This window comes from Microbacterium sp. MPKO10 (genome assembly GCF_026107415.2).
GTDB lineage: Bacteria > Actinomycetota > Actinomycetes > Actinomycetales > Microbacteriaceae > Paramicrobacterium.
This window is the reverse complement of record NZ_JAPCHX010000001.1, coordinates 678,709-704,199: the sequence shown is the minus strand read 5'-3', so window position 1 is coordinate 704,199 and position 25,491 is coordinate 678,709. Positions and strand designations below refer to the sequence as shown.

27 protein-coding genes and 1 riboswitch are annotated in these 25,491 nt (G+C 65.6%); of the genes, 13 read left to right on the top strand and 14 right to left on the bottom strand.

The features are described 5' to 3' along the window. Positions 1-54: 54 nt before the first annotated feature. Positions 55-1,854 carry a glycoside hydrolase family 3 protein gene (locus OK352_RS03355; protein ID WP_265139975.1) on the bottom strand — a complete coding sequence of 600 codons (1,800 nt, stop codon included), beginning with the start codon at positions 1,852-1,854 and terminating at the stop codon, positions 55-57. A gap of 45 nt (positions 1,855-1,899) precedes the next feature. After that, on the bottom strand, positions 1,900-3,219 hold the full coding sequence (locus OK352_RS03350; protein WP_265139974.1) for an MFS transporter: 1,320 nt from the start codon (positions 3,217-3,219) through the stop codon (positions 1,900-1,902). 111 nt (positions 3,220-3,330) lie between these two features. Here OK352_RS03350 and OK352_RS03345 point away from each other — a divergent pair, with 111 nt between their 5' ends. Together OK352_RS03345 and OK352_RS03340 are read left to right on the top strand one after the other, a co-directional pair. Further along, positions 3,331-4,470, top strand: coding sequence for a TetR/AcrR family transcriptional regulator (locus tag OK352_RS03345; RefSeq protein ID WP_265139973.1), 1,140 nt, complete (start codon positions 3,331-3,333; stop codon positions 4,468-4,470). Positions 4,471-4,668: 198 nt separating this feature from the next. After that, positions 4,669-5,199 (top strand): GNAT family N-acetyltransferase, encoded by a 531-nt coding sequence (locus OK352_RS03340; RefSeq protein ID WP_306387767.1) that lies wholly within the window; start codon positions 4,669-4,671, stop codon positions 5,197-5,199. 215 nt (positions 5,200-5,414) lie between these two features. Here the strand turns inward: OK352_RS03340 and OK352_RS03335 are convergent, their stop codons facing one another. After that, positions 5,415-6,101: an NUDIX hydrolase gene (locus OK352_RS03335; protein ID WP_265139971.1), complete on the bottom strand. Its 687-nt coding sequence runs from the start codon at positions 6,099-6,101 to the stop codon at positions 5,415-5,417. A gap of 62 nt (positions 6,102-6,163) precedes the next feature. Then, positions 6,164-6,307: a hypothetical protein gene (locus OK352_RS03330; RefSeq protein WP_265139970.1), complete on the bottom strand. Its 144-nt coding sequence runs from the start codon at positions 6,305-6,307 to the stop codon at positions 6,164-6,166. Between the two features lie 188 nt (positions 6,308-6,495). Between OK352_RS03330 and OK352_RS03325 the strand changes: the two genes are divergently transcribed. Next, complete coding sequence (locus OK352_RS03325; RefSeq protein WP_265139969.1) at positions 6,496-7,764, top strand: Nramp family divalent metal transporter; 1,269 nt, start codon at positions 6,496-6,498, stop codon at positions 7,762-7,764. Positions 7,765-7,825: 61 nt separating this feature from the next. Here the strand turns inward: OK352_RS03325 and OK352_RS03320 are convergent, their stop codons facing one another. Further along, positions 7,826-8,422 carry a TetR/AcrR family transcriptional regulator gene (locus tag OK352_RS03320; RefSeq protein ID WP_265139968.1) on the bottom strand — a complete coding sequence of 199 codons (597 nt, stop codon included), beginning with the start codon at positions 8,420-8,422 and terminating at the stop codon, positions 7,826-7,828. An 89-nt stretch (positions 8,423-8,511) separates the two neighbouring features. Here OK352_RS03320 and OK352_RS03315 point away from each other — a divergent pair, with 89 nt between their 5' ends. Beyond that, positions 8,512-9,270: an SDR family NAD(P)-dependent oxidoreductase gene (locus OK352_RS03315; protein ID WP_265139967.1), complete on the top strand. Its 759-nt coding sequence runs from the start codon at positions 8,512-8,514 to the stop codon at positions 9,268-9,270. A 73-nt stretch (positions 9,271-9,343) separates the two neighbouring features. Here OK352_RS03315 and OK352_RS03310 read toward each other — a convergent pair whose 3' ends face one another. Beyond that, on the bottom strand, positions 9,344-9,919 hold the full coding sequence (locus OK352_RS03310; protein ID WP_265139966.1) for a helix-turn-helix domain-containing protein: 576 nt from the start codon (positions 9,917-9,919) through the stop codon (positions 9,344-9,346). Positions 9,920-9,966: 47 nt separating this feature from the next. Between OK352_RS03310 and OK352_RS03305 the strand changes: the two genes are divergently transcribed. Together OK352_RS03305 and OK352_RS03300 are read left to right on the top strand one after the other, a co-directional pair. Continuing rightward, complete coding sequence (locus tag OK352_RS03305) at positions 9,967-11,115, top strand: class I SAM-dependent methyltransferase (protein WP_265139965.1); 1,149 nt, start codon at positions 9,967-9,969, stop codon at positions 11,113-11,115. Between the two features lie 139 nt (positions 11,116-11,254). After that, on the top strand, positions 11,255-12,241 hold the full coding sequence (locus OK352_RS03300) for an NAD(P)/FAD-dependent oxidoreductase (RefSeq protein WP_265139964.1): 987 nt from the start codon (positions 11,255-11,257) through the stop codon (positions 12,239-12,241). Between the two features lie 228 nt (positions 12,242-12,469). Here OK352_RS03300 and OK352_RS03295 read toward each other — a convergent pair whose 3' ends face one another. Next, the gene (locus OK352_RS03295) at positions 12,470-12,886 is read right to left on the bottom strand and encodes a pilus assembly protein CpaE (protein ID WP_265139963.1); all 417 of its coding nucleotides are present in this window, start codon (positions 12,884-12,886) and stop codon (positions 12,470-12,472) included. A 138-nt stretch (positions 12,887-13,024) separates the two neighbouring features. Here OK352_RS03295 and OK352_RS03290 point away from each other — a divergent pair, with 138 nt between their 5' ends. Beyond that, positions 13,025-13,465, top strand: coding sequence for a hypothetical protein (locus OK352_RS03290; protein WP_265139962.1), 441 nt, complete (start codon positions 13,025-13,027; stop codon positions 13,463-13,465). Further along, complete coding sequence (locus tag OK352_RS03285; protein ID WP_265139961.1) at positions 13,462-13,752, top strand: transcriptional regulator; 291 nt, start codon at positions 13,462-13,464, stop codon at positions 13,750-13,752. The genes OK352_RS03290 and OK352_RS03285 overlap by 4 nt, the downstream gene beginning before the upstream one ends. 252 nt (positions 13,753-14,004) lie before the next feature. On the opposite strand, the gene OK352_RS03280 is transcribed toward OK352_RS03285, so the two are convergent. The 4 genes from OK352_RS03280 to OK352_RS03265 form a co-directional block, all read right to left on the bottom strand. Further along, positions 14,005-15,201, bottom strand: a complete 1,197-nt coding sequence (locus OK352_RS03280) for a glycine C-acetyltransferase (RefSeq protein WP_265139960.1) — start codon at positions 15,199-15,201, stop codon at positions 14,005-14,007. Continuing rightward, complete coding sequence (gene tdh / locus OK352_RS03275) at positions 15,201-16,244, bottom strand: L-threonine 3-dehydrogenase (RefSeq protein ID WP_265139959.1); 1,044 nt, start codon at positions 16,242-16,244, stop codon at positions 15,201-15,203. Before tdh ends, OK352_RS03280 begins: the two co-directional genes overlap by 1 nt. A gap of 64 nt (positions 16,245-16,308) precedes the next feature. Then, entirely contained in the window at positions 16,309-17,490 is a 1,182-nt protein-coding gene (locus OK352_RS03270; RefSeq protein ID WP_265139958.1) for a Gfo/Idh/MocA family protein, read from the bottom strand. 128 nt (positions 17,491-17,618) lie between these two features. Beyond that, positions 17,619-18,317, bottom strand: coding sequence for a TetR/AcrR family transcriptional regulator (locus OK352_RS03265; RefSeq protein WP_265139957.1), 699 nt, complete (start codon positions 18,315-18,317; stop codon positions 17,619-17,621). An 80-nt stretch (positions 18,318-18,397) separates the two neighbouring features. Here OK352_RS03265 and OK352_RS03260 point away from each other — a divergent pair, with 80 nt between their 5' ends. Beyond that, positions 18,398-19,576 (top strand): FAD-dependent monooxygenase, encoded by a 1,179-nt coding sequence (locus OK352_RS03260; RefSeq protein WP_265139956.1) that lies wholly within the window; start codon positions 18,398-18,400, stop codon positions 19,574-19,576. A 61-nt stretch (positions 19,577-19,637) separates the two neighbouring features. Here the strand turns inward: OK352_RS03260 and OK352_RS03255 are convergent, their stop codons facing one another. Further along, complete coding sequence (locus OK352_RS03255; RefSeq protein ID WP_265139955.1) at positions 19,638-20,525, bottom strand: DUF817 domain-containing protein; 888 nt, start codon at positions 20,523-20,525, stop codon at positions 19,638-19,640. Positions 20,526-20,951: 426 nt separating this feature from the next. Further along, positions 20,952-21,476: a hypothetical protein gene (locus tag OK352_RS03250; protein ID WP_265139954.1), complete on the bottom strand. Its 525-nt coding sequence runs from the start codon at positions 21,474-21,476 to the stop codon at positions 20,952-20,954. Between the two features lie 28 nt (positions 21,477-21,504). Then, positions 21,505-21,619: riboswitch (SAM riboswitch) on the bottom strand. A 103-nt stretch (positions 21,620-21,722) separates the two neighbouring features. Between OK352_RS03250 and OK352_RS03245 the strand changes: the two genes are divergently transcribed. The 3 genes from OK352_RS03245 to OK352_RS03235 all read left to right on the top strand — a co-directional run bounded on the left by OK352_RS03245 (position 21,723) and on the right by OK352_RS03235 (position 23,869). Further along, positions 21,723-22,178 (top strand): hypothetical protein, encoded by a 456-nt coding sequence (locus tag OK352_RS03245; protein ID WP_265139953.1) that lies wholly within the window; start codon positions 21,723-21,725, stop codon positions 22,176-22,178. Positions 22,179-22,334: 156 nt separating this feature from the next. Then, the gene (locus OK352_RS03240) at positions 22,335-22,517 is read left to right on the top strand and encodes a PspC domain-containing protein (RefSeq protein ID WP_265139952.1); all 183 of its coding nucleotides are present in this window, start codon (positions 22,335-22,337) and stop codon (positions 22,515-22,517) included. 140 nt (positions 22,518-22,657) lie between these two features. After that, positions 22,658-23,869, top strand: coding sequence for a trans-sulfuration enzyme family protein (locus OK352_RS03235; RefSeq protein ID WP_265139951.1), 1,212 nt, complete (start codon positions 22,658-22,660; stop codon positions 23,867-23,869). Positions 23,870-23,880: 11 nt separating this feature from the next. Here the strand turns inward: OK352_RS03235 and OK352_RS03230 are convergent, their stop codons facing one another. Then, on the bottom strand, positions 23,881-24,204 hold the full coding sequence (locus tag OK352_RS03230) for a TfoX/Sxy family protein (RefSeq protein WP_265139950.1): 324 nt from the start codon (positions 24,202-24,204) through the stop codon (positions 23,881-23,883). Between the two features lie 92 nt (positions 24,205-24,296). Here OK352_RS03230 and OK352_RS03225 point away from each other — a divergent pair, with 92 nt between their 5' ends. Beyond that, positions 24,297-25,490 carry a glycosyltransferase gene (locus tag OK352_RS03225; protein WP_265139949.1) on the top strand — a complete coding sequence of 398 codons (1,194 nt, stop codon included), beginning with the start codon at positions 24,297-24,299 and terminating at the stop codon, positions 25,488-25,490. The last annotated feature ends 1 nt before the right edge of the window (position 25,491 follow it).

Sequence of the window (25,491 nt, the reverse complement as noted above, 5' to 3'; positions counted from 1 at the left end):
CATCGATACGTCAGTCGATGCGGCGCCCGTGTGAGTCGGCGAGCCAGTCCGGTATCAGAGCGTGAGGCCGTGACCGAACCGGAACAACGGGTCCTCCGTGTCGAACGGCACGTCGGGCCGGCTGGCCCGCACCGCGTCCATGCTGCGCGGAACATCGAATGGCAGCCGGCCCCTCGCCGTTGCGTCTCCGACCAGTACGTCGAGCAGTGCCCGCGGGTTCGCGCCGAAGTTTGCGACGACAGCATCCGTTGATTCGACGATCGGCTCGAGAATTGCCGGGCGGTCAAGGAAGACGTCGACAACGGTGGGGACGGATGCTGCGACAGCGGCGACATGGTCGAGAACAGTGCTGTCGAACTCGAGCGAGCCGGCGTGGAAGAAGTTCTCGAACATCGTCTCGCGCTGCTCGTAGGGAGCCTGGAGTCGCAGCACGGCGAGCTCCGCGTCTTCCGGTGCGCTCACGATATTGCCGTATTCAGCTGCGATCTCCCGATCGATGCCCTCCACATAGAGGCGCAGTCCTCGGCGGGCAGGCAGAGCCGCGCCCTTGTTGGTGAGTACCGTGATCGCGGCGCGCTGTGCGCGCTCGCCCGCCTCACGGAACTCAGGAGAACCGACAACCGCGTCGGCGTGCTGCACGTCGACGAACGGGGCATCGAACAGGCCGAGACGGAACTTCTCGCGCAGCAGACGGCGGGCAGAGGTATCAAGCCGGTCTTCGGAGACGTCGCCCGATCGCACGAGGTCGATCAGCAGCTCAGGGCACGCCTCGCCCCCGAACTGGTCGACACCGGCGTTGAGCGCCATGAGCATGCGTTCGCGCGGTGACAGGTGCTCGACGCCCCAGGCTCGGGCCGGGAATGGTTGACCCATGATCGACGCGTCAGTGAGCAGCCCCCAGTCGGTGCAGACGATTCCGTCGAAGCCGTAGCGCTCACGCAGCAGCCCCGTGATGACAGACCTGTTGAAGCCGAATCCGACCTCGTCGTAATCAGTGCCCACCGGCATCCCGTAGTACGGCATGATCTGGCTCGTGCCCGCTGCGAAGGCCGCCTCGAAGGGCTTCAGGTGGTGCTCGAACTGCCCGCCCGGGTAGATCTGCTCCCGCCCGTACGCGAAGTGCGGGTCTTCGCCGTCTTTCTGCGGACCGCCCCCGGGGAAGTGCTTCGTCATCGTTGCCACGGAATCCGGCCCGAGTTCGGCGCCCTGGAAGCCGCGGATATACGCCGGCACCAGGCGCGATGTGAGAGCGGCATCCTCCCCAAATGTGGCGAGCTGGCGCGCCCAGCGCGGTTCGGTGGCGAGGTCGATCTGCGGGTGCAGCGCCACGCGCAGCCCGACCGCTGTGTATTCGACGCGCGCGATTCGCGCGAACTCCTCGACGAGCGCGTCATCGCCGATCGCCGCGAGGCCGAGCATCTCGGGCCATTCCGAGAACGCCCCGGCGAGGAGTGCTGCGCCCGGGTTGTCGGTGAACGAGTGTCGTGGGTCGGTGGACAGGGTCACGGGGATGCCGAGCCGCGTCGCCGACGCGCGTTCCTGCAGCCGGTTGTGCCAGCGCGCCATCGTCGCGGCGTCCGGTGCCGCGCCGAGCACATTGAAGTGCGTCATGAGCTTGTCGTCAATGAACTCGCGCGTCGCGGGCAGCCCAAATGCCGCGTCGGCCTCGGCGAGCTCCCCACCCTCGCCGATCGTGATCATCGTGTGGAAGAAGAGCCCGGCCTTCTCGTCAAGTGTCATCTGCCCGAGAAGGTTCTCAACGCGGTCGGTGAGCGGCAGATCGCTGTCGCGAAAAGCGGGGTCGATTCCGGATGCTGTGACAGCGGCAGCATCCTGTCGTGTGGTGTCTGTCATGGTCGTCCTTGTGTCGTGAGCGAGCTGGATGAGGCGGGCCGCTGATTACGCGACGGACTTGATGCGGTAGACGAGCACGGCACCGGCAAGTGCGACGAGGCCACCGAACAGGTAGTAGACCGTGTACCCGCCGAGTGGCGTGAGCGCGCCGAGCGCGATGACGCCGGGGGCGATTGCGGGGGCGACCGACTGCGGCAGTGCGTTGGCGATGTTGAGGACCCCGAGGTCCTTCGCCGTGTCGTCGGGGTTCGGCAGCACCTCGGTGGTGAGTGCGAGGTCGACAGAGAAGAAGGCGCCGGCGCCGAAGCCGATGATCGTCTGGCCCACAATCAGCACACCGATGCTCGGGGCGAATGACAGAATGACCAGCCCGATGACCATGACGACACCGGCGAAGGTGACGAAGGGGCGGCGTTTGCCCCAGCGATCGGAGAGGATGCCGCCGATGGGGCTCGAGACAGCCATGGCGATCATCGAGGAGATGTTGGCCAGCAGGATCGTGGTGATGGCGTCCTGCTCGGTCAGCGAGAACTTCTCGGTGAGGTAGTACGGCAGGAACGTGGCGATGCCGGCATAGCCGAACATGACGAGGAACTTCGTAATCCACGCCCAAGCAAAATCTGGGTGCTTCACCGGGTTGAAGACGAATGAGCCGAAGAACTGGGCGAGAGTGAGTCGCTGAGCGGGCTTTGTCGTGAGCACGCGGTCTTTCAGCGTGATCGCGAAGAGGAGGCAGAGTACGAGCGCCACGGCACCGGGAACCACGAAACGCGTGACATCGCTGTCGAGAAAGTTCACGATGAAGCTCCCCCCGAGGATCCCGAGTGGCGTCATGATTCCGACGATGCCTGACGCTTTGCCGCGGCGCTCGGAGGGGACCTGGTCGGGCAAGGTCGCGTGCACGGCTGCAAGCACGGCGTTCATGGCTGACTGGGCGAGGCACCAGCCCACCAGAACGATCCAGACCGAGGTGGCGACGCCGATCAGCGCAAACGCGAGGAACGCCACGATGACACCGCCGATGATCCACGGGCGACGCATTCCGAGGCGTGAGACGGTCCGGTCTGAGAGTCGGCCGACGAGCGGGTTGGCGACGAGCGCGAAGAACGCGCCGACGCCGAGGACAAGTCCGAGAGCCCCGGTGGCCTCGGCTGCGCTGTCGGTGAGGTGCTGCACTTTGAAGGCCATCGAGACCAAGACGGGTGTGAGCAGCGAGACGAAAATGCCGAAGTTCGCGGCACCAAGCGTTGCAACGTAGCCGCGTGGCTCGCGGCCGGGGGAGGTGGGGCCGGATGCTGCCGCTGCGAGGTTCTCCGTCTGGGCGGAAAGCGCCTCGACGCCGGGAGGGGATGACGGCTCTGTCATGAGGGTTCCTTTCGGGACGAGCGATCATTGCTCGAGAAGTACTGTAGCTTAAAACTCGACCGAGTGGTTAGCTTTACAGGTCACGTATTGTTGAAGCGTCAGGGAGGTGCTGTGAGCGACACTGCTGTGCGCCGGTACGCACCGGGACGAGCGCGTGAGAAAGAGCTTCTCGATGCCGCATACGCGCTGTTTGCCGAGGTAGGCTTCAACGGCGTCTCCGTGCGTGACATTGCCGCGCGGGTCGGGATCTCGCACGCATCCGTGTTGCGGTATTACCCGTCGAAGGACGCGATTCTGCTTGCGCTGCTCGACCGGTGGGAGCGCGCGAACCACGACTGGGCCGACGAGCATCCGGAACTCACCTATGAAGAACTTGTCGTCGCCCTCGCGCACCGCAATGCCAGCCTCCCTGGATACGGCGAGTTGTTCTCGGCGCTCGCGGGGGAGGCGACGCCCGAGCAGCATCCGGCCCACGGCCATTTCGTCCGTCGGTACCGTGACCTGCGTGAGGAAGTGTCGGCGTCGCGCCGGGATGCTTCGAAGGTCGTCGCCGGTCTCTGGGACGGACTGCAGATCATGTCGCTCTACCTGACAGAGATCGACGTCGCCGCTGAACTCGAGGCATTCTTCGCTCGGGATGCTGCGGAGCCGAGGCCCTGGCAGGATCCAGACCCCGGTGACTTTCAGCTGGGGCAGGAGCCGACGCCCCTTGGCTACGCTCGCGGGCGGCAAAAGCGCGCGCAGATCGTCGAGGAAGCAACGACGCTGTTTGCGCAGCGCGGATTCCTCGCGACCAGCCTGAGCGAGATCGCTGCGCGCGTCGGTGTGTCGAAGTCAACGCTCCTGCATCACATCGGGTCGAAGGATTCCCTGTTGCGGTCCGTCATCGCCGAGCGTGACCGGCGGATCGAGTCCACGTTCGCCGGCCCGGAGTTCTACAGCGTTGACGGGCTTCTCGACGGAGCGCGCGACAACGCGGTGCAGTCGGGGCTCGTCGAGCTGTATACCGTTCTCGTCTGCGAGGCGATGAGCCAGGGGCACCCCGCTCACCAGTACTTTGAGCAGCGCTATCGACGGGGAATCATCGAGTTTGCCGATCTTCTGCGGAAGCACTCGCGGCACGTGGTCGATCCGGTGCGTAGCGCGGCCTGGTTCATCGCCCTCTGGGACGGCCTGCAGATTCAGTGGCTGTACGACCCGGATTCCGTCAGCATCCCTGATGAGCTCCAACGGTTCATCGACTGGCTCTGACCGCGTACTCTCTGAGCTGCGTGCCGCCCACCGGTGAGCCGTGAGCTGCGCGTGCTGCACGTCGCGACCCGCGCAGTTCGCAGTGCGGAGTGCGGAGCGAGGGGTCTTCCGCACGCAACGCGCAGGCGGTGCCGGCACCCTGTAGCCCGCACGCAGGCCTCAGAACCCATGAAGATACGGTGTGAAACCATTGACCACGTGCTTCACGACCTCACCACAGATCGCCTGACCCTCCGCTCATGGACCGTGCGCGACGCCGACTTCGTGTTCGACATGTACTCGCGACACGAAGTGCGACGCTACATCGGGCAGGGCGAGGTGATGCAAGAGCGCGACGAAGCGGTGAAGCTGCTTGAGCGCTGGAGCGACCTGCAGCATCCGGTTCATCACATTTGGGCCATTGAGCGCACCGACGACGAGCAGCTGCTCGGCGCCCTGCTGCTCAAGTCAATTCCGGCTTCGGGCACGGGCGGTGTTCCTTCAGGAGAAACCGAGATTGGCTGGCATCTTCACCCGGACGCGTGGGGGCATGGCTTTGCCAGTGAGGCGGCGCGACGCGTGCTCGACCACGCGTGGGCGGCCGGGCTCGACCGGATCGTCGCCGTGACGAATCCCGCGAATGCGGCGTCGATGGCGGTATGCCGGCGCATCGGCATGACGCACTTGGGGCAGAGCGATGCCTATTACGACACGGTGTGCGAGTTGTTTGAGGTGCGTCGCCCCGCCTGAGCGTGTGTCGCACTGATGCTGGTGGCACTGGCACTGGCACTGGCACTGGCACTGGCACTGGCACTGGCACTGGTGCTGGCACTGGTGCTGGTGGGGGAGCGTGCCCGACTTTCGGAGATCTCGGCGCGAGCACGGGTTCTGCGCGTGGAGATCCGCGGTTTGGGAGTCCCGAGATCACGGGTGCAGGCATGTCTCCGAATGCGTGCGCGTGGCCGCTACACCTCGACCTCGCGTGCGGCATCCCACGGCTCGGCCCAGCCCAGCTCGTCGAAGATTCGCGACAGCAGCACGCCGGTGAAGCCCCACAAGAGCGTGTCGGATGCCGCAAGGGTGAACGCCGGTGCTCGAAACGTACGCGCGCCGTAGTGCCGCACCGAGGTGATGCGGTTCGCGGGATTCACAAGGTCGGCGACCGGCACACGGAAGACCTCGACGGTCTCGGCGTGGTCGACGGCCGCGACGCGTGACGGATGCTGCCACCAGCCCAGCACGGGAGTGACCACGTGACTGCTCGCGGCGAGCGGCGCCTCGGGCAGCGTCCCGAGAACTTCGACGCCAGCCGGGTCAAGCCCCGTCTCTTCGCGGGCCTCGCGCAACGCTGCATCGACAGCATCCGTGTCGCCTGTCTCGATCCGCCCGCCGGGAAACGAGATCTGGCCCGGATGCGATCTCAGGGTCGCGGCGCGGCGCTGAAGCAGAACGTCGAGGTCGGCGGACACGGGCCCATCAGAGTCGGCGGGCGCGTTGTCGAGCACGCCGAACAGGATCAGAACGGCCGCGGACCGCACGTCGTCGGATGCTGCGGGCAGAAGCCCGCGCTGCCAATCGATGACGCGCGTGCACAGCGCCTGCAACTGGGCGCGGGCAGGATGCTGCGGCACGCCGACGGTACTGACGGACATGTCCTCAGCCTATGCCGCCCGGGCGCAGAGCTGGCTGACTGCGCAGCTGCCGGGTCAGCCTGTTAGCGCTTCTTGCCCTTCATCGCGTCGACAACATCGCTCTGTGCGCGGTCGTTGGCCTTCGACTTCTTGTCTGCGCGCTTCTCTTTGAGAGTGCGGGTGGCGGCGGTTTTCTGGCCGTTTTTCTTGGGCGATTTGTCGGACATGGTCCGCTCCCTTGTTCGGGAGCCCGAATGGCCCCGTGGCCTCACCATACGCTGTGCGGAGTCAAACACCTATTGATAAACGTGGTGAACCCGTCACGCACAAATCCTCCGAAATCAGCACGCGTGGGTTTACCGTGAAAACGCTGATGCACATGGCGCAGTGACGCGCACTCGAGGGGATGGAACCGATGGCAAATGCAGCACCGGATCTCACAGCAGAACCGCGTAAGAAATGGAAGGTCATCGGGCCAGGGCTCGTTGTCGCCGCAACCGGCGTGGGTGCAGCCGACATGGTGTCGACGCTCGTCGCGGGGTCGATGTTCGGGTTCGCCCTGCTGTGGGCGATCATCGTCGGCGTCATTCTGAAGATCGTGCTCGTCGAGGGCGCGGGCCGCTACGTCCTCGCGTCGGGAAAGACGATCTTCGAGGGCTGGCGCTCGCTCGGACGGTGGCCGGTGTGGTACTTCGCGCCCTACATCATCATTTGGGGATTCATCTACGGGGCAACGGCAATGGTGACGACGGCGATGCCGATCGCCGCGCTGCTGCCCGGTGTCCCGCTGAATCTGATCGCCGTCATCTGCGGTCTCGTCGGCCTCGTGCTTGTGTGGTTCAACCGCTATGCGGTGTTCGAGAAGATCACCGCCGCGCTTGTCGGCATCATGTTCGTCGTGATCGTCGGCCTCGCGATCATCGCGGCTCCGAGTCTGCCCGATCTGCTGGCCGGCCTGGTCCCGCGGCTCCCCGGCGATTCAGTCCTGTACACCCTGGCGATGGCCGGCGGCATCGGCGGCACCATCACCCTCGTGGCCTACGGGTACTGGCTGCGTGAGAAGGGGTGGTCGCACCCGTCGTGGATGCGCGTCATGCGCATCGACAACACGATGGCCTACGTGATCACCGGCATCTTCGTAATCTCGATGTTCATCGTGGGCGCGACCGTCGTCGCCGAGGCGGGCGTGACACTGAGCGCGGACTCGAAGGGGCTGCTGCAGCTGACCGACGTCCTGAAAGACAAGTACGGCGACGTCATCGGCGTCGCCTTCCTCATCGGCTTCTTCGCGGCGTCGTTCTCGTCGCTCATCGGCGTCTGGAACGGTGTGTCGCTCATGTTCGCCGATTTCTGGGGAAATGTGCGTGGCAAGGGCCCCGACCACAAGGACTCCCGCGAGAACGGCAAGTACTTCCGCTTCTACCTGCTCTGGCTGACGTTCCCGCCGATGCTGCTCCTGCTCATCGGCAAGCCGATCGCGCTCGTGATCGCCTACGGGGTTCTGGGCGCCCTGTTCCTGCCGTTCCTCGCGATCACACTTCTGCCGATGCTCAACACCGACCGCGTGCCGAAGGAATGGCGCAACAAGTGGTACACGAACGTGGCGCTGGTCATCACGGCCGTGCTCTTCATCTGCCTGGCGATCTACAAGCTCGCTGACATCATTGTCGGCTTGTTCAGCTAGGTGATCAGGATGCTGTCGCGCACGCAGCGCGTCAGCATCCTGATTATGTGCGAGACCCTGCTCAGGCGCGACCCGGCGACGCCATGCGGCGCGCTGCCTCGACGACGAACCGGCGGCGGCGGGCCCGCTCGTGTGTGTCGTTCGCCCCGGCGCCGGTAATCATCTCGGCGAGTTGCGGAACCGTCTGCCACCAGGCGGCGAGGGCGATGAGTGCGAAGACGAGGTGGGCCGGGTCGAGGCCGTCATCGAGAACCCCTTCGCGCTGGGCGGCGGCGAACCGGTCGACCTTGTCGCGGTAGTGCGTCGTTCGCTGCGCGGCATCGGCGGGCTGGCCGCCCTGCAGGCCTTCCCACTGCAGCAGGCGGCCCAGCTGGGGGTGCGCTGCGTGATAGTCGAACGTTGCCCCGGCGAACTCCCCGATGTCGTTCAGGCCGACACCGGTCAGACCGACGGATGCGGCGAGCCGCTCCAGCTCGGTCGCGAGAACGAGTTCCCACAGCGCCTTCTTATCGCCGAAGTAGCTGTACAGGCGTTCCTTGTTCACGCCGGCACGCTGCGCGATTGCCGCGACAGTCGTGCCGTCGAAGCCTCGTTCGGCGAACTCGACCAAAGCGGCATCGCGCAGTCGGCGCCGCGTTCCCTCTGTGTCCCAAGCCATGAACCCAAGGTACCAACTTAAGAGTTGGAATTGAGAGTCGCGGGGTGTACGGTATTACAAACACACCGTTGGAGTTGGAGATTTTGCCTATGACACAGATTGACCGTCTCCCCACGAGGATCACATCCCCCGAATCGCCCACGGTCGCACTGGTGACCGGAGGAAACAGCGGGATCGGATTCGACATTGCTCGGCAGCTGCTCGATCTCGGCGTCGACGTCTGGATCGGAGCGCGCGACATCGACAAAGGTCGGCGGGCGGCGGCAGAGCTCGGGCCGAGTGTGCACGTCGTTCAGCTGGACGTCACCGATGCGGCGTCGATCGCGGCGGCAGCATCCCAGATCGGCGACCTCGACATTCTCGTCAACAACGCGGGGGTGAACCCCGGCGGCGAAGACATCACGAGCACGGACCTCGAGCAGCTGCGGATTGCCTACGAGATAAACGTCTTCGGCCTCATCGCGGTGACCCAGGCACTGCTACCGGCGCTTCGTCGCTCCCAGCATCCGCGCATCGTCAACGTATCGAGCGGTACGGCGTCACTGACGTGGAACAGCGGCCCGAACCCGCAGTTCGAATGGGAGCGCGTGCAGGGCGGCGGAATCGCCTACCGGAGTTCGAAGACCGCGGTCAACGCCGTCACTCTTTTGATGGCTCAGACTCTAGGCGACGACGTTCGAGTGAATGCGCTCGCGCCCGGCCGGCGACAGACGAACCTCATTGCTGGAATGACAGGTGGCGGCGACCCAGCCGAGGCCGCGACAGGAGCACTGCGACTCGCACTGCTTCCGGACGACGGCCCGACCGGTGCGCTCTGGTCGTGGGACGGCACGCGGGTGCCCTGGTAGGCCACAGCCAACGAGGATGCTGCCCACGAGCGTAGACCCGTGGCAGCATCCCGCATTCGCGTGCCCCCGGCACCTAGCCCTCGTGCAGGTGAGCGCGCTCGCCGTCTCTGTCGAAGATCGAGAGGATCTCGATGGGGCCGTCGGGCGCGGTGATCGCGTGCGGCACCATCGTTGAGAACTCGGCGGCTTCGCCCGTCTCAATCACGTGCGTGTGGTCGCCGAGCCACAGCGTCGCCGTACCCTCGAGGACCGTGAACCAGTCGCTTCCCGGATGCAGTCGTGGCTCGTCGCCCGGGTCGAACTCGGGAGTGATGCGCATCTTCGCTACCGTGACGCCCTGACTCTCGCGCGAGAGAACCCAGGTCGTCCTGCCCGGAGTCTCCTCCGGCTCCGGACGGATCACCACGTCGCCAGCGTCGGGGGATTCCACGAGCTCGTCAAGAGAGGTGCCGAGCGCCCGCGCCAGCGTGACGAGCTGATCAACGGCGATGCGGCGATGCCCGGTTTCGATGCGGCTGAGCGTGGAGGGGCTCATGAAGCAACGTTCGGCCAGGGTGTCGAGCGACCAACCACGTGCTGCCCTGAGGCCGCGGATGCGGCGGCGGATCAGCACATCGACGTCGGGCTCAATTGCATCGTCTTGCTTCATAAGCAAAAGTGTATGCTATCCACGCATAACGCGTCTACCATGAATGCATGCCCGCACCACACGCACCTCACACAGCCAAGCACTCCCACGACGCTCACGATGCGCACCAACGACACGCGCACCACGATGCCGCGACGCTCGCTGAGACGCTCGCGCTCGACGCGGCGCTCGCCGGCTCCTATCTCGACGATGCGGTGCGCATGATCGCGGCAGAGTACGACCGCGCACCTCAGACGATCGTCGACCTCGGGGCTGGCACCGGCGCGGGCACACTCGCGCTCGCCCGGGCCTTCCCCGAAGCCGAGGTCATCGCTGTCGACGCTTCGCCCACGATGCTGGAGCACGTGACTCGCGGCGCCCACGACGAACGGCTCGCGTCCCGCGTGCGCACAGTGGAGTGCGATCTGAATGAAAAATGGCCGGATGCTGTCGCCGGAGCCGACCTCGTCTGGGCCTCGTCATCACTACACGAACTTCGACATCCGGAGCGTGTGCTGCGTGACGCGTATGCAGCGCTTCGGCCCTCTGGCCTCATCGCGGTGCTGGAGATGGATGTACTTCCGAGCTTCCTCCCCGCGAACTACCCGTCTGAGCGCCCCGGACTCGAAGAGCGACTGCGCGCCGCGCTCGCGTCGCTCGGCTGGAATCCACACCATGACTGGGAGCCGGTCCTCGGCGAGGTCGGCTTCGATCTGCGTGAACGCGCGCGTCTCACCTCGGAGGCGAGTGGTGCCGACGTCGTTACGTATGCGCGATCGTGGCTGTCGAAGGTGGCCTTCGCGCTGATCAGTCGTACGGACGCCGGGCGCCCTGAGCAGACCGGATTTGCAGAGCAGACCGAGCTTGCAGAGCAGACCGGTGCCGCAGAACGAACCGGAGCCCCAGAACAGGCCGGCGCCGCCAAACAGGTCAGACGGGTCGACGCGCGGCAGGAACCACTGGCTGGGGGCATCGACGTGCCGCAGGAGGCGTCGATTGAGGATGTCGACGCCCGCGAGGCAGCGCCGACCGGGCCCTTCGATGCCCGCGACGCAGCACCGGCCGGGCCCCTCGACCCCCGCGACGCCACGGCACTGGAGGCGCTTCTCTCAAACGAGGGCGAGCTCGAACGCGTCGCGACGACGGTGCGCGGGGTTCGTGCGGCGCTGCTTGCCCGCCGCCCCGCGACGGACGCTCCCGCCCTCAGGACACCATGACCGGTACCCGAATTCCGACAACCGAACACAGCACAGGCGGCCATCAGTGTGCGGGCGCCGTCCGGCATCTCACACCGCCCACTCAGCCATCAATCGCCGCTGCGAGCGGCGCACACGAAACATCACGAAGGAGACGATCATGACAAACGATCACACCTCACTCACCGAGACCACAGGTGCAGCAACCACCGCCGAATCACGGGCCGACGTCGCCATCATCGGCGGCGGAGCCGCTGGCCTGAGCGCCGCTGTCGCACTCTCACGGTCACTGCGATCTGTCGTCGTCATCGACGCGGGCGAGCCGCGCAACGCGCCATCGCCCGGCGTGCACAACCTGCTCGGGCGCGAGGGAATCTCCCCACGCGACCTCATCGCTCAGGGGCGTGCCGAGGCCGAAGGCTACGGCACCCGGATGCTGTCAGACAGCGTCACACACGCGCGACGTGACGGGGGCGACGTTGTGCTCGAGCTCGCTGGCGGCGGCGAGCTGCGCGCTCGCCGCATCCTGTTGGCCACCGGCCTGCATGACGAGCTGCCCGACGTGCCCGGCGTCGCCGACCTGTGGGGCACCCGCGTGCTCCACTGCCCGTACTGCCACGGGTGGGAGGTGCGCGGGCAGAGAATCGGCGTGCTCGGGACGACGTCTATGGCGGTGCACCAGGTGATGCTGTTCCGCCAGCTGAGCGAGCACATCACCCTCTTCACACACACCATGCCTGAGCTGTCGGACGATGACTGGGACACCCTCGCGGCACTGGGCGTTGAGGTGGTCTCGGGGCGTGTTGCTGAGCTGCGGGCGAAGGGCGGCGAGATTGACGCTGTCGTGCTCGAGGGCGGCCACGAGTTCGCGATTGATGCTCTGACGGTGGCGCCGCGCTTTGTCGCCAATAGTGACATCTACGAGCAGTTGGGCGGAACGCTGAGCGAGAACCCCATGGGCAGCTTCGTCGAGACAGACTTCGCCGGCAAGACCGACTTGGACGGTGTCTGGGCGGCGGGCAACGTGAGCGAACTCGGCGCTGTTGTGGCGGCCGCGGCGGCGCAGGGCACGATGGCCGGTGGCGCGATCAACGGCGACCTGGTGATGGCGGAGGCGCGTGCGGCGGTTGCTGCACGTGCCGCCTGAACCGCTGGCAGAGTCGAGCCGGCGCGTGCGCCATGACGTCGCGCCGACTCGACATTGGACGTCGTGCCTCCCCAACGCGCTGAACCGATCTGAGCTGCACTAAACCGCACCACATTGCGCTGAACCGCATTCAGGTGCGCAGGTCGGCAGCCGAAGAATGAGAAGCGCGGACCGGGCCGAGGATCCTGACTCGTGGATGCCCCCGTCGGGCGCGGCATCGGGTGTCGCTCAGCGCACGCTCTGCAGCAGCGCGAGCAGCGCCATGCCGTACGACTCGGCGGGGTCTTCGCTCACGAAGATCACCGAGTCGCCGTCGACCGTGACGGTGACGTCGTACTCCACTCCCGACGCGCCATCGACGCGCTCCATCGCGACGAACGCGGCGCCAAGCGCATCACGTAGCTGGTCTTCGCGCGGCAGCCACACGACGTCATCGAGAGCGACCGAGTCGAGGGCCCATTCCGTTGTGCCATTGAAGCCCAAGACTGTACCGGTCGAGAACGTGTGCGCTTCGATGGTCATGTCACTCACCGTGAACACGTCGCCCTCGAACTCGTGCCCAGCGACCTGAAAGGCATCGCCCGACACAGGCGTCCACGTCAACCCGGCCTCGCGCAATTGCTGGGCAAGCGGCGTGGAGATCATCACCCCAGTTTGGCACGAAGACCTGGGCGGGGACTTCCTCCAAATGCGTAGTTTCTAGCTACTTGCATATTTGCCAAGTAGATGCGATAGTTGTAACTACTTACAAGAAATCACAACACAGCACGAGGAGGACGAGAGATGAATGACACGCAGAACCCACAGAGTCAGGATGCCGCAGCCGCGCTTGAGCGGGCAGAGTCAAGTTCTGCCGCGCTGCGCAAACACACGATCGGAGTCCGCGTCGCTATGGCCTGCTTCGCTCTGGCTTCGGCGATCGCAATGCTGATGTTCGGATTCGTTCCCCTACCCGGTGGCATCATCGGCGGGACGTTCTTCGCCGTCGGGGCGGCAGTGAGCCTCTCGATTGTCGGTGTCACAGCCAGGGCCCGATCGCGCGACTTCACCCGCCGCTACCTGATCGCGATCTTCAGCTGGGCGATCATTTACGTCGCCGCTTTGCTCGTCGGCTGGGTCGCTTTTGAACAGGCACCAGCCGTGGTCTGGATCATCGGTGCCGTGCTCGTTGCGGTGCCGGGAGCATGGTTCGCCATCACCTCGTCGGGGAAGGCCGTCAAATGAGCCACCCGCGCACAGGACTCGACAAAGAACTCAATTCTCCGCTTCGACTCTCGATCGTCGCTGCTCTCGCGGGTGTGGACAAGGCCGAGTTCTCGGCCATCCGCGACTCCGTGGACACTACCGATGCCGAGCTTTCACGGCAGATCACGCGACTCTCGGACGCCGGCTACGTCGACATCGCCAAGGGCCGCGCCGGGCGGTATGCGAAGACGTGGCTGTCGATCACCGCGCGCGGCCGCGAGGTGCTTCAGGCGCATGTCGCAGCACTGAAAGCCATCACCGGCTGATTCGCGACGCTGAATGGCGGGTGGGCTACAGTTTCGGCCCCGAGCTACAGAAAATTCAGGAGCGCAGGTCCGAAACTGTAGCGCTGCCGGATGGGCGCAGCGGTGCCGGATAGGCGCAGCGCTGCCGGATGGGCGCAGAGGTGCCGGATAGGCGCAGAGGTGCCGGAGGGTTGCAGAGGTGTCGGGAAGGCGGTTCGTGCCGCTGGCGAGACACCGGGCGAGGGCAGCGGCGCGCGCTCCCGCAGCGCTTCGCTACTCGGCGGAGGAGCTGTGGGCCACAGCATCCCGGGCCGCAACGAAGGCGTCGACGCAGCGGCGCACCTGCTCAATCGTGTGCGCGGCAGACAGCTGCACGCGAATGCGCGCCTTCCCCCGCGGCACGACGGGAAAGCTGAACGGCGTCACGTAGATCCCCGCGGCATTCATATGCGCAGCCATGTCGACGGCCAGTTTCGCATCGCCCAGCATCACAGGGATGATCGGATGCTCCCCCGGCACGAGGTCGAAGCCCGCCTCGGTCATGAGGCGACGGAACTCGGCGGCGTTGTCCCTGAGCTGAGAACGCAGCTCACCAGCATCCTGAACCAGATCGAGCGCGGCAAGCGTTCCCGCCACCACCGACGGCGCGAGCGAATTCGAGAACAGGTAGGGGCGCGAGCGCTGCCGAAGCAGGTCGACGATCTCTCGGTGCGCCGACACATACCCGCCGGATGCACCGCCGAGCGCCTTGCCGAATGTTCCGGTGTAAACGTCGATGCGCCGCTCGACGCCGCACAGCTCGGGCGTGCCGCGGCCGTGCTCGCCGATGAACCCTGTCGCGTGCGAATCGTCGACGATCACGAGTGCGTCATACGCTTCGGCCAGGTCGCAGATGCCCTCAAGCGGCGCGATGGAGCCGTCCATCGAGAACACGCCGTCAGTGACGATCGCGCGGAAGCGGGCGCCGGATGCTGCACGCAGCTGTTCCTCGAGATCGGCGAGGTCACGGTTGCGGTAGCGGTACCGCTGCGCCTTGCACAGGCGGATGCCGTCAATGATCGACGCATGATTGAGCTCGTCGGAGATGATGGCGTCGTCCGGCCCGAGCAGAGCCTCGAAGAGCCCGCCGTTCGCGTCGAAGCACGACGAGTACAGGATCGTCGCCTCGGTGCCGAGGAACTCCGACATGCGGCGCTCGAGCTCGAGGTGTTGCGTCTGCGTGCCGCAGATGAAGCGCACGCTGGCCATGCCGAACCCCCACTCCTCGAGTGCCGCGCGTGCGGCATCCCGCACACGAGGATCGTCGGCGAGCCCGAGGTAGTTGTTGGCGCAGAAGTTCAGCACCTCGCGCCCGCCGGTCTCGACGCGAGCCCCTTGCGCGCCAGCGATACCATTCTCACGTTTGGTGAGCCCGGCCTCGTCGATCGCGTCGAGTTCGCCCTGCAGATGATTCTTGAACGACGTGTACATCAGACCTCCGTCCAGTCCATGACGACCTTGCCACCACCCGCGTTCGCCGCGGTGTCGAACGCGTCCTGCCAGTCGCGGGCGTCGAAGCGGTCAGAAACGATCGAACCTATGGATGCTGCGAGAGTCTCGCTGCTCTGCAGCATCGCCGTCATCGCGTTCCACGTGTCGAACATTTCGCGGCCGTAGATGCCCTTCAGCGTCAGCATCCGGGTGACGACGGAGCCCCAATCGATCGCGAACGGTTCGCTTGGCAGCCCCAGCATGGCGATGCGGCCGCCGTTGTTGATGTTGTCGATCATCTGGCGCATGGCGGCGGATGCTCCGCTCATTTCAAACCCGACGTCGAACCCCTCGTGCATGTCGAGGGATGTGAAGGCGTCGTGGATCGACTCGCGAGCCGGGTTGACGGCGCGATCGGCGCCCATCGCCAGGGCGAGGTCGAGGCGTTCGTCGCTGACGTCCGTAGCGACGATGAAGCGTGCCCCGATGTGGCGGGTGACGGCGATGGCCATGAGTCCGATGGGGCCGCAGCCCGTGATCAGCACGTCTTCGCCGACGACGGGAAACGACAGGGCGGTGTGCACAGCGTTGCCGAGCGGGTCGAAGATGGCGGCGACGTCCTTGTCGATGTCGGAGCTGTGCGTCCAGATGTTGGTGCCGGGCAGGGTGATGTACTCGGCGAAGGCGCCGTCGCGGTTCACCCCGATGCCCTGTGTGCGAATGCACATCTGTCGGCGCCCGGCGCGGCAGTTGCGGCACACACCGCACACGATGTGGCCCTCGCCGGAGACCAGGTCGCCGACCGCGACGCCCTTCACGAGGTCGCCCACCTCGACGACCTCGCCGCAGAACTCATGGCCGGGAATCAGTGGGTGAGTGACGGCGGATGCTGCCCAGTCGTCCCATCGCTGAATGTGCAGGTCGGTTCCGCAGATGCCCGTGCGGAGCACGCGGATCTTCACTTCGTCTGGTGCCGGTTCGGGTTCTGGCCTGTCGACGAGGTCGAATCCGGCCTCGGGGGCGGACTTGTAGAGTGCCTTCATTGGCGTCCTCGCTCCTTTCCCTTGTGGGGTGGTGTGCGCGCGGAACGCTTGTGGGGCTCCGCGGCTATGGTGCGGTGCGGACAGAGTGGTCCGCATCGAAGTATGCGGCAATATCAGCGTCAATGGGCGGAATAGCAAGGGTTTCGCCACGTCCGCGCAAAGATTGCGTCGCAACCACCCCTGTTGCAACAGCATTGCGTGCCGCAACGGGCGACGTTGTCGTCGGGCCGCCCTCGCGTGCGAAGCGCAGAAACTCCTCAATCATGAGGGCGTCAGCGCCGCCGTGCCCGCCGGCAGCATCCGGTACGACGTGTGTCTCGTCTGGCGAACCAGACCCTCGCAGTCTGTGCGTCCAGACGCCCACCTCGGAGCCCGATTCGTCGCCGAAGTTCTCGAGCCGCCCGTGTGTTCCGATCACCGTGTAGTTGCGCCAGTAGTCGGGGGTGAAATGGCACTGCTCGTACGAGGCGAGCACGCCGCCGCCCAGGCGCATGTTCACCTGCGAGATGTCTTCGATATCGATCACCGGGTTGAGTCCGGTCTGCGCGGTCGGTGGCCAGTTGTCGACGCTGAACCAATCACCCATGAGTTCGCCCGAGCGGTCGCGGCGGTCGGTGACGTCGCCGTAGACCGCGAGCTCGCCCATGGCCTGCACCTGCGTGGTGTAGCGCCCCGCGAGCCAGTGGATCACGTCGATGTCATGGGCACCCTTCTGCAGCAGCATCCCGACCGACTTCGACCGTTCGGCGTGCCAGTCTTTGAAGTAGTAGTCGCCGCCGTGCCCCACGAAGTGCCGACACCACACGGCTTTGACCTCGCCGATCGTGCCGCGGGCGATGATGTCGCGCATCAGCGTGACAACAGGCATGTGCCGCATGTTGTGCCCGACGTACAGGCGGCTCTTGTTGCGGTGCGCGGCTTCGAGGATCGCGTCGCAGTCGGCGATGCTCGTGGCGAGCGGCTTCTCGCTGAACACCGCGAGCCCAGCATCGAGAGCGGGAATCACCGTGCGCGCGTGCATGTCGTCAGGTGTGAAGACCATGGCGGCGTCGAGGTCGTGGGCGAGCAGTTCGTCGAGATCGGCGGTGATGAGTGCATCAGGGTACGCGGATGCTGCGGCGGCGCGCCCGCGCTCGGACACCTCGCACACGGCGGCGACATGGCTGCCGGATCCAGGACGATGTGCTTCGCGGGTGAGCTCGGTTCCTCGCATTCCGAAGCCGATGATTCCGATTCTTAAGTCCATGATGGCGGCTCCTTGCGGTGACGAATTCGTGAGGCGTACCTTCCAGAATCTCGTGACGCGAACCCCGGGCGCAAGATTCGCTCATTCGAGGCGAGGGGGTGCCCGCCTGAGAACCCTCGCGCCACCCATTATGCGTGGGCCGCGAGGCCATCGATGATGCGGTCGATGCCGAACCGCAGGGCATGATCGCGGTCGCCCGATGAGGAGGCAGCGAATGCCGCCGCGGTGCGCGGAAAGCGGTGGGCGTTTGCCATGAGGTGAGGGTAGAGCCGGACCGCGAGGAGCTCCTCCGTGTTCTCTGCATCCGCGGCCCGGCGAGCCATCGACAGCGCATGACCAGACAACAGGGCAAGTGCGTCGAGCTTGTCGGCCTCTGCCAGCGGAAGCGATGACAGCGCCTCGAGGCCCGCCTCGTACCACCCGATCTCGGCGGGTCCGGGAGTGTGCGGCCTGCCCGCGAGCTCGACGACCCACGGATGCTGCAGGGCACGGTCATAGAGAGCGAGCGACCATGCGGTGAGAGCGGCGCGCCAATCGCCAGCGTTGAGCTCATCGGGGCTGCCGAACGCCGTGTCGAGCATGACAGCATCGAGCTCGGCCCGACCGGGAACATATCGGTAGAGCGCCATCTTCGCCGCCCCGAGCCGATCGGCGACGTTCTGCATCGTGACCTGTGAGAGTCCGTCTTCGTCGGCGATCTGACGGGCCGCGTCGACAATGGCCTCGAGCGTGAATCGAGGCTTCGGCCCGCGTTTCACGGCTGCACCCGGGGCGCCCCACAGCAGCGCTGCCGCGTCGGCTCCTGACGCGGCATCCGGATTTGTCATGCGACCCTCCTCGTGAATTGTGTCCATTGTACGCGTTTGTGTATTGTGTCCAAGAGACGCAAATAACAAAGGACAGTGACATGGCAATTACACGGGTACTGATTTCGGGAGCGAGCATCGCCGGTCCCGCCCTCGCACGATGGCTCGGACACAACGGTTTCGACGTCACGGTAGTGGAGAAGGCAGCCGAACTCCGCCCCGGCGGACAAGCCGTCGACGTCAAGGGACGGACACATCGCCAGATTCTTGACCACATGGGGCTGTGGGACGAACTCGTGGCGCACGAGACCGGGCGGACGGACTGGCGAATCGTTGACGAGACGGATCACGTGAAGGCCGTGATCGGTGGCGAGTTCATTGGAGGAGACCTGGAGATCCTGCGCGGAGACCTCGCGCACATCTTGTATCGACATTCAGAGAACGCTGCCGAGTACATCTTCGACGATGAGATTGTCGCACTGCGCGAAACGACCGACGGGGTCGATGTGTCGTTTGCCCAGAGTCCGAGCCAACGTTTCGACATCGTTGTGGGCGCCGACGGCGTGCATTCAGCGGTGCGACGACTGGCTTTCGGGCCGGAGGAGCGGTTCGTTGAGAACCTCGGGTACTGCTACGCCGTGGCCGGCGGACGTGCGCCGCTGGATGATCTGGAGACCACTCGAGGCGACCGGGGTATTGCGTACGGCTATAACGTACCGGGGAGGTTTGCCCTTCTGGGCGGGCAGAAGGCGCCGAGTCTGTTCGTGTTCAGAGCGGGAGACCTCACCTACGATCGCCGTGACGAACAGTCGCAGCGAGCCCTGCTCGAAGCGGCGTTCGGCGATGTCGGGTGGCGCGTACCGGCGGCGCTGAATGCGGCCCTCACAGCATCCGATTTCTATCTCGACTCACTGACACGCTCGCGGATGCGCTCGTTCACGACGGGACGGTCTGCTCTTGTCGGAGATGCTGGCTATGCGAACACCCTCGGTGGGTTCGGCACCGGGCTCGCTCTCGTCGGCGCGTACGTGCTCGCCGGTGAGTTGGCCAGCAACCGCGGGGACCATGAGGCAGCATTCGCCAGCTACAACCGACGCATGGCCAAACCGGCCAAGGCCGCACGCAGTGGAAACGCCGGACTGTTTCTGGCACCGCGCACAGAGGCAGGCATCCGAATGCGCAATCGAATTTTCACGAATCCGCTGTTGTATCGGTCGATGTTGTGGATGACAGACCGCTTCGCGACCGACGACCGGATCCCCACCTACGATCTGGTCTGAGGGGTGAAGACGGGTCAGGCCTTCGCCAGTAAGAGCGGAGACGAAGGCACTCGAGGTGAAATCAGGATGCGGGCGCGGGCGCTGCCGCGACAGCATCCGGGCGTCTTGGTGGATAGACCCACGTGACGAGCACCACCGAGATGATCATCAGTAAGAACCACGACACGAGCTTCGAGATCGACACCATGTGCCAGCCATCGACCTGCCCCGGGTAGAGCCAGGCGCCGGAATAGGTGCCGATGTTCTCGGCGATCCAGATGAAGAACGCGACGAGCGCGAATGCGATGACAAGCGGCATCCTCAGCGTGTGCCGAAACACACGGAAGTGCATCGTGCAGAAGCCGAACGCGAGCAGCACGGCGGCCAGGAGAACCCAGCGCAGATCGACGATGTAGTGGTGCGAGAAGAAGTTGACGTAGATCGCGCCCGCGATCACTGCCGTCAGCCAGATCGGAGGGTAGCGCGTGAACCGCAGGTCGAACAGCCGGTAGACGCGCACCATGTACGAGCCGACAGCGCCGTACATGAACCCGGTGAACAGCGGCACGCTGAGTACGCGCAGCACCCCGCCCGGATCGTACGCCCACGATCCGACGTCGGTCTTGAAGAGTTCCATCGCCGTGCCGACGACGTGGAAGAGGACGATGACGCGCAGTTCGCGCCACGTTTCGAGGCCCGACCAGACCATCGCAATCTGGATCACGATTGCGGCAATTGTGAGGGCGTCATTGCGGGCGAGCCACGCGTCATCGGGATACGCCACGCGGGCCACGAGGATCACCGCGAGCAGCAGCCCGCCGAAGATGCACGCCCACGCCTGCTTCGCGCCGAACACCAGAAACTCGACGAGTGCGCCCCACAGCCGGTTGTCGGAAGCGCGCTCCAGAAGGCGGTTCGCCGCGTCATCGATGCGCCGCTCGAGCGAAGTGAGGTCGGGACGCCGTGCCATGCCGTCAGCGTAGAGCCGGTTTGCTGAACGACCGCCGGTGGTCGCGTGTGCGTCGAGGGTGCGGGCGCCCGGTCGGCTGAGCGCCACAAATTGTGTGGTGGCGACGCATATATGAGACGCCACCACACAATTCGTGGCGCTGGGCGGGCATGATGCGGCAGGGCAGGGCGAGGCGGGGCGGATCCGGCGTGTGCGTCACGGAAGCGCGGCTTGCTGGGGTGCGGTCCGACGAGACCTGACTCGCTGGGGTGCGGCCCGGCCAGATGTGGATCGCCGACCGGTGTGCGGTGCGATCTACATGGGCGTCGGGGTGCGGCCCGGCCTGATGTGGATCGCCGGTGCTCGGTTTCGCCGGGTGCGACCCGGGCGGGGCCCACACGGTTCAGCCGGAGCGCGTGTTGCCCCGGTGCGGCTCAGAAGTGCGGCTCAGCGAAGACTATCGAGCACGACGATCGCCTCGATCTGCGGATCAGCGCCGTTCGCGACGAGCCGCGCCCACTCGGCCCAGTGCGCGGCGCGCAGCCGCTGGTGGGGAGCAACGTCGTCGTGGTGCGCCGGGTGAGACGGATGCTGTTCCAGCTCACCGAGCGCGGCGACGAGGTCGCGGTAACGCGACGGTGTGAACCCAGCATCCGCCCACGCGACGATGTCGTTCTGCATCCAGCTGGGCAGGGGCGCGCCCGCGCGTAGGCACTGCTCGAGGGCGCGCTGCTCGAAGATGCCGACGACGCGCGGCGAGAACGTGGCGAACGCCGCCGCCCACACATGCTGCTCGCTGACCGGGATCTCACGCGGGGCTTCGGCAACGTCGAAGACCTCGGTGCGGGGGAGCCCGTCGAGCACCACAATGCGCAGCGGCGCTGTCGCCCCACGATGCGGCTGCCGGGGCTCGACCCGCGGGTGGGCCGTGGGCGCGGGGGACGCCGCGCGAATCGGAGCTTGAGTGTGCATGATGCCTGCCTTCCCGGAGGCACGTGCCTCCATCGACTTGCGCCGAGCCCTCGCACGACGCCGGTTCTTCCCCTGGGGCACCCCGGTCGATGGACAGGGTTGCCGTGCAGCCGGCCAGGTACCGAAAGCTGCATCTCGTGAACCTGTTGTCAGAATAGCCCCGTCAGCCTGCTGCATGGCGAATATTTCGGCGGCACGTGCGTGAAGGACGTCAATGAGATTTGTCGAGTACGTCAGACTTGAACAATGACTGCGTCTGCATTGGCCTACTATCGGCGGCAGACCTTGCAAGCGAATGTGATCTTCTTCGCCTGCTGGCTTCCGTTCGCTCTCGCACTTGTCGGCGCGGGGCTCTGGCTGGCAACTCAGCTGGGTGAGGCGGTGATGATTCCAGTTGGAGTGTGGTTTGCCTTGCTCGGCTGCTATTTTCTGGAGATGTACGGCACGGTCTGGTGGTATCGGCGCCAGCTGCATCGACTGGTGTCAGACGGCGCATTCGCGGCAACTCAGCCGTTCTCGGCGAGGCAGTTGAAAAATCTGCGGGTGGAATGGGATGCCATTTTGTTTCCCGTCCCCACCGGGGTGAATGGAGATGTTGCCCAGAAGATTCCGGTCGTGCGCCTCTTAAATGCGACGACCTGGTGGCTGGCGGCTGCGGGAGTGCTCTGCGGGATTGCTGCTGTCATTCTCGTGCTTCCGTAAGAAGCAGTTGCGCCCGAAACGACGTGGTCGGCGGTGAAGCTTCCCGTTCCTCGAGTAACGACCTGGGTGCTACTCCAGTAGCAACATGCTCCCTCTCAGGGTTGATTCCGGGTCAAATCGGGTGACAGGGCGTGGGTTCTGGCGCACCATGGAAGCATGAACTCGCTATACAGACCTCGCCGTGGCCGCGTCATCGCTGGTGTCTGCGCCGCGCTCGCACTGCGCTTCAACATGAGCCCGAACGTCGTGCGGTTCCTCGCCATCCTCAGCTGCCTGATTCCGGGGCCGCAGTTCATCATCTACATCGTGCTGTGGATCGTGGTGCCGAACGAGCGCTGAGGCCGCGCGAACCCGTTCAGGTGGCAAAAACGGCGTTTCCGGGGGCCGTTATGCGCACTTTGTGACACCTGAACGCGCTGACAGCATCCATTCTCTGTAATACTTACCGCGCATTCCCGCGCCGGCCGTAGCGTTGGAGTATGACGCCGCGACCCGATGCCCACGACCCCTCGACACTGCAATTCTTGACGCAGGCGGTGCATGCCGGCAACGCCATCGACGCCGGGTCGGGCGCGATTCGCACGCCGATCGTCATGGCGAACTCGTACGCGCTGCCCGATGACCCCTCGAGCCTCAGTTGGTCGAACACCGACACCAAGACGTACACGCGCAACACGGGCACGAATCAAGAGGCCCTGCAGTCGAAGCTTGCTGTCCTCGAAGGCGGCGAGGATGCCGTCGTGCTGGCCTCTGGCGTTGCCGCCCTGCACGCTGTGTTCTTCACGCACCTGAAGAGCGGCGACCATGTCGTCGTCGGCGACGTGACGTATGAGGCGATCTGGAAGCTCTTCACCGATCTGCTGCCCGTGAAATACGGCATTGAGGCGACGTTTGCCGACACAAGCGACCCGGATGCTGTCGCCGCAGCAATACGCCCCAACACGAAGCTCGTGCACGTCGAGGCCATCGGCAACCCGACAACGAAGGTCACCGACATCGCCGCCGTGGCCGCTCTCGCGCACAAGGCGGGCGCGCTGCTCACCGTCGACTCGACGTTCACGCCGCCTCCGTTCTACCGTCCGCTTGCCGATGGCGCCGACCTGGTTGTGCACTCGCTCACGAAGTACATCAATGGGCACGGTGATGCGATGGGCGGTGCGGTCATCGGCAGTGCTGACCTCGTCGGGAAGATCAAGGCGGAAGCCATGGTCGATGTCGGCGGCACGATCTCGCCGTTCAACGCGTGGCTCATCATGCGCGGATCCGTCACGCTGCCGTTGCGGCTGCGGCAGCATCTCGCGAGCGCCGAGCAGATCGCGGCGCACCTCGACGCCGACCCGCGCGTTGCGTACGTGGCGTATCCGGGGCTCGACTCGCACCCGCAGCATGACGTGGCGGCGCGGCAGTTCGGCGGCCGTGGCTATGGCGCGGTGATGGCGTTCGCCGTCGACGGCGACCCCGATACGCAGAACCGTTTCGTCGCGAACCTGCGGCTGATCACGTCGGCTGTTTCGCTCGGCCACGACGAGTCGCTCATCGTCCATGTGGGAACCAGTGGCCCGCGCGTGCAGCACTATCCTGACGAGTTCAAGCGGTACGGACACCTGAGGTTCTCGGTGGGGCTCGAAGACCCGGCAGACATCATCGCCGATCTGGATGCTGCGCTCGACGCCACGTTCGGCCTGGGCTGATCACTTATGCCTCAGAGAATGCCGGTCATGCCACGCACGAACTCGGTTAGTGACTCGGCGTTGTCGAGGTAATCGTCAGGCACTGAGCACCACTTCTCGATCGTGATGCGCTTGCCGCTCGGACGTGTATATGTGAATGGGTGACCGCCCTCGGCGCGCATAGCGTCGTACGCGAACGGCTCGACCTTCAAGTAGAAGACATCGTCGAGAATGGCCCCGAGAAACTCGCCGTGCACTCGCAGTCCCCAGCCGCCGAACAAGCGCGAGATTGTGATGTCGCCCAACTCGGCGAGCTGATCACGGTAGAACTCGGCGACGCGTCGATCTGCTGCCATGCATCAAGTTTACGGTCGTGCCGTCGTCTCGCCGCAGACGGCTGCACGTCACCACCGACCGCACGCACAACCGCGCGGCTTAGGCTGGAACCATGCCCCTTCGCCTTGCCCTCGTCAGCCTGCACACGTCGCCCAACGACGATCCAGGCACGGGCGACGTCGGCGGCATGAACGTCGCCGTGCGCCACACAGCACTCGCGCTCGCCGCGCTGGGCCACCACGTCGACGTGCTCACTCGCCGGTCATCGCCGTCGGTTCCGGATGCTGTCGAGATCGCGCCCCGCGTCACTCTCCGCCAGCTGCACGCCGGCCCTGCCGAGCGCCGCGTCAAGGGCGATCACGAGGAGTACATCGCCGAGTTCGGCGACGCCATGCGCCACCTCGGCCCGTACGACGTGATCCACTCGCACCACTGGTTCAGTGGCATGGCGGCCCTTGAGCTCGCGCAGCACCACGGCATCCCTCACGTGCAGAGCTTCCACTCGATCGCCGCCGCGAGCGCGACTCCGCTGTCTGAGGGCGAGCGGCCAGAGTCCCCCGGCCGCCTCGCGGGCGAAGAGCTGCTCGCCCAGCGCTCCGACGCGATCATCACCGTCAGCGACGCCGAGCGTTCCACCGTCACCGATCGCCTCGGCGCTGACCCCGCGCGCGTCATGACCGTTCCGCCCGGTGTCGATGCCGACCAGTTCAGCCCCAAGACGACACCGGATGCTGCCACGGGCGACGCCGGCTACCTGCTCGCTGCCGCGCGGCTCGAGCCGCTGAAGGGCCTCGATCTCGCCATCGATGCGCTCGCCGAACTGCCCAAGCAGGGACGCCCCGACCTCATCGTCTCCGGCGGCGCGACGACGGGCTTCGACGATTACCCGAGCGAACTGCGCGCCCTTGCCAAACGGCGAGGCGTTGCCGATCGCGTGCACTTCATCGGCCCGCAGTCGCGTGATGCGCTCGCCGACCTGCTGCGCGGAGCCCGCATTGCGCTCGTGCCCTCGCACTCCGAAACCTTCGGCCTGATCGCGCTCGAGGCGCAGTCGTGCGCCACTCCGGTGGTGGCATCGGATGCTGGTGGGCTGCGCGAGGCTGTCGTCGACGGGCAGACGGGTGTGCTGGTGCCGGTGCGCGAACCGAGCGCGTGGGCGGGAGCGATCTCGACGCTGCTGCGTGACCCGGAACGGTGCGCACAATTGGGCGCGGCGGGTCGTGAACGGGCGCAGCGCTTCACCTGGGAACGCACGGCGCAGGGCACCGTCGCCGTTTACGAGAAACTTCTGGGGCGGCGGGCGTGAC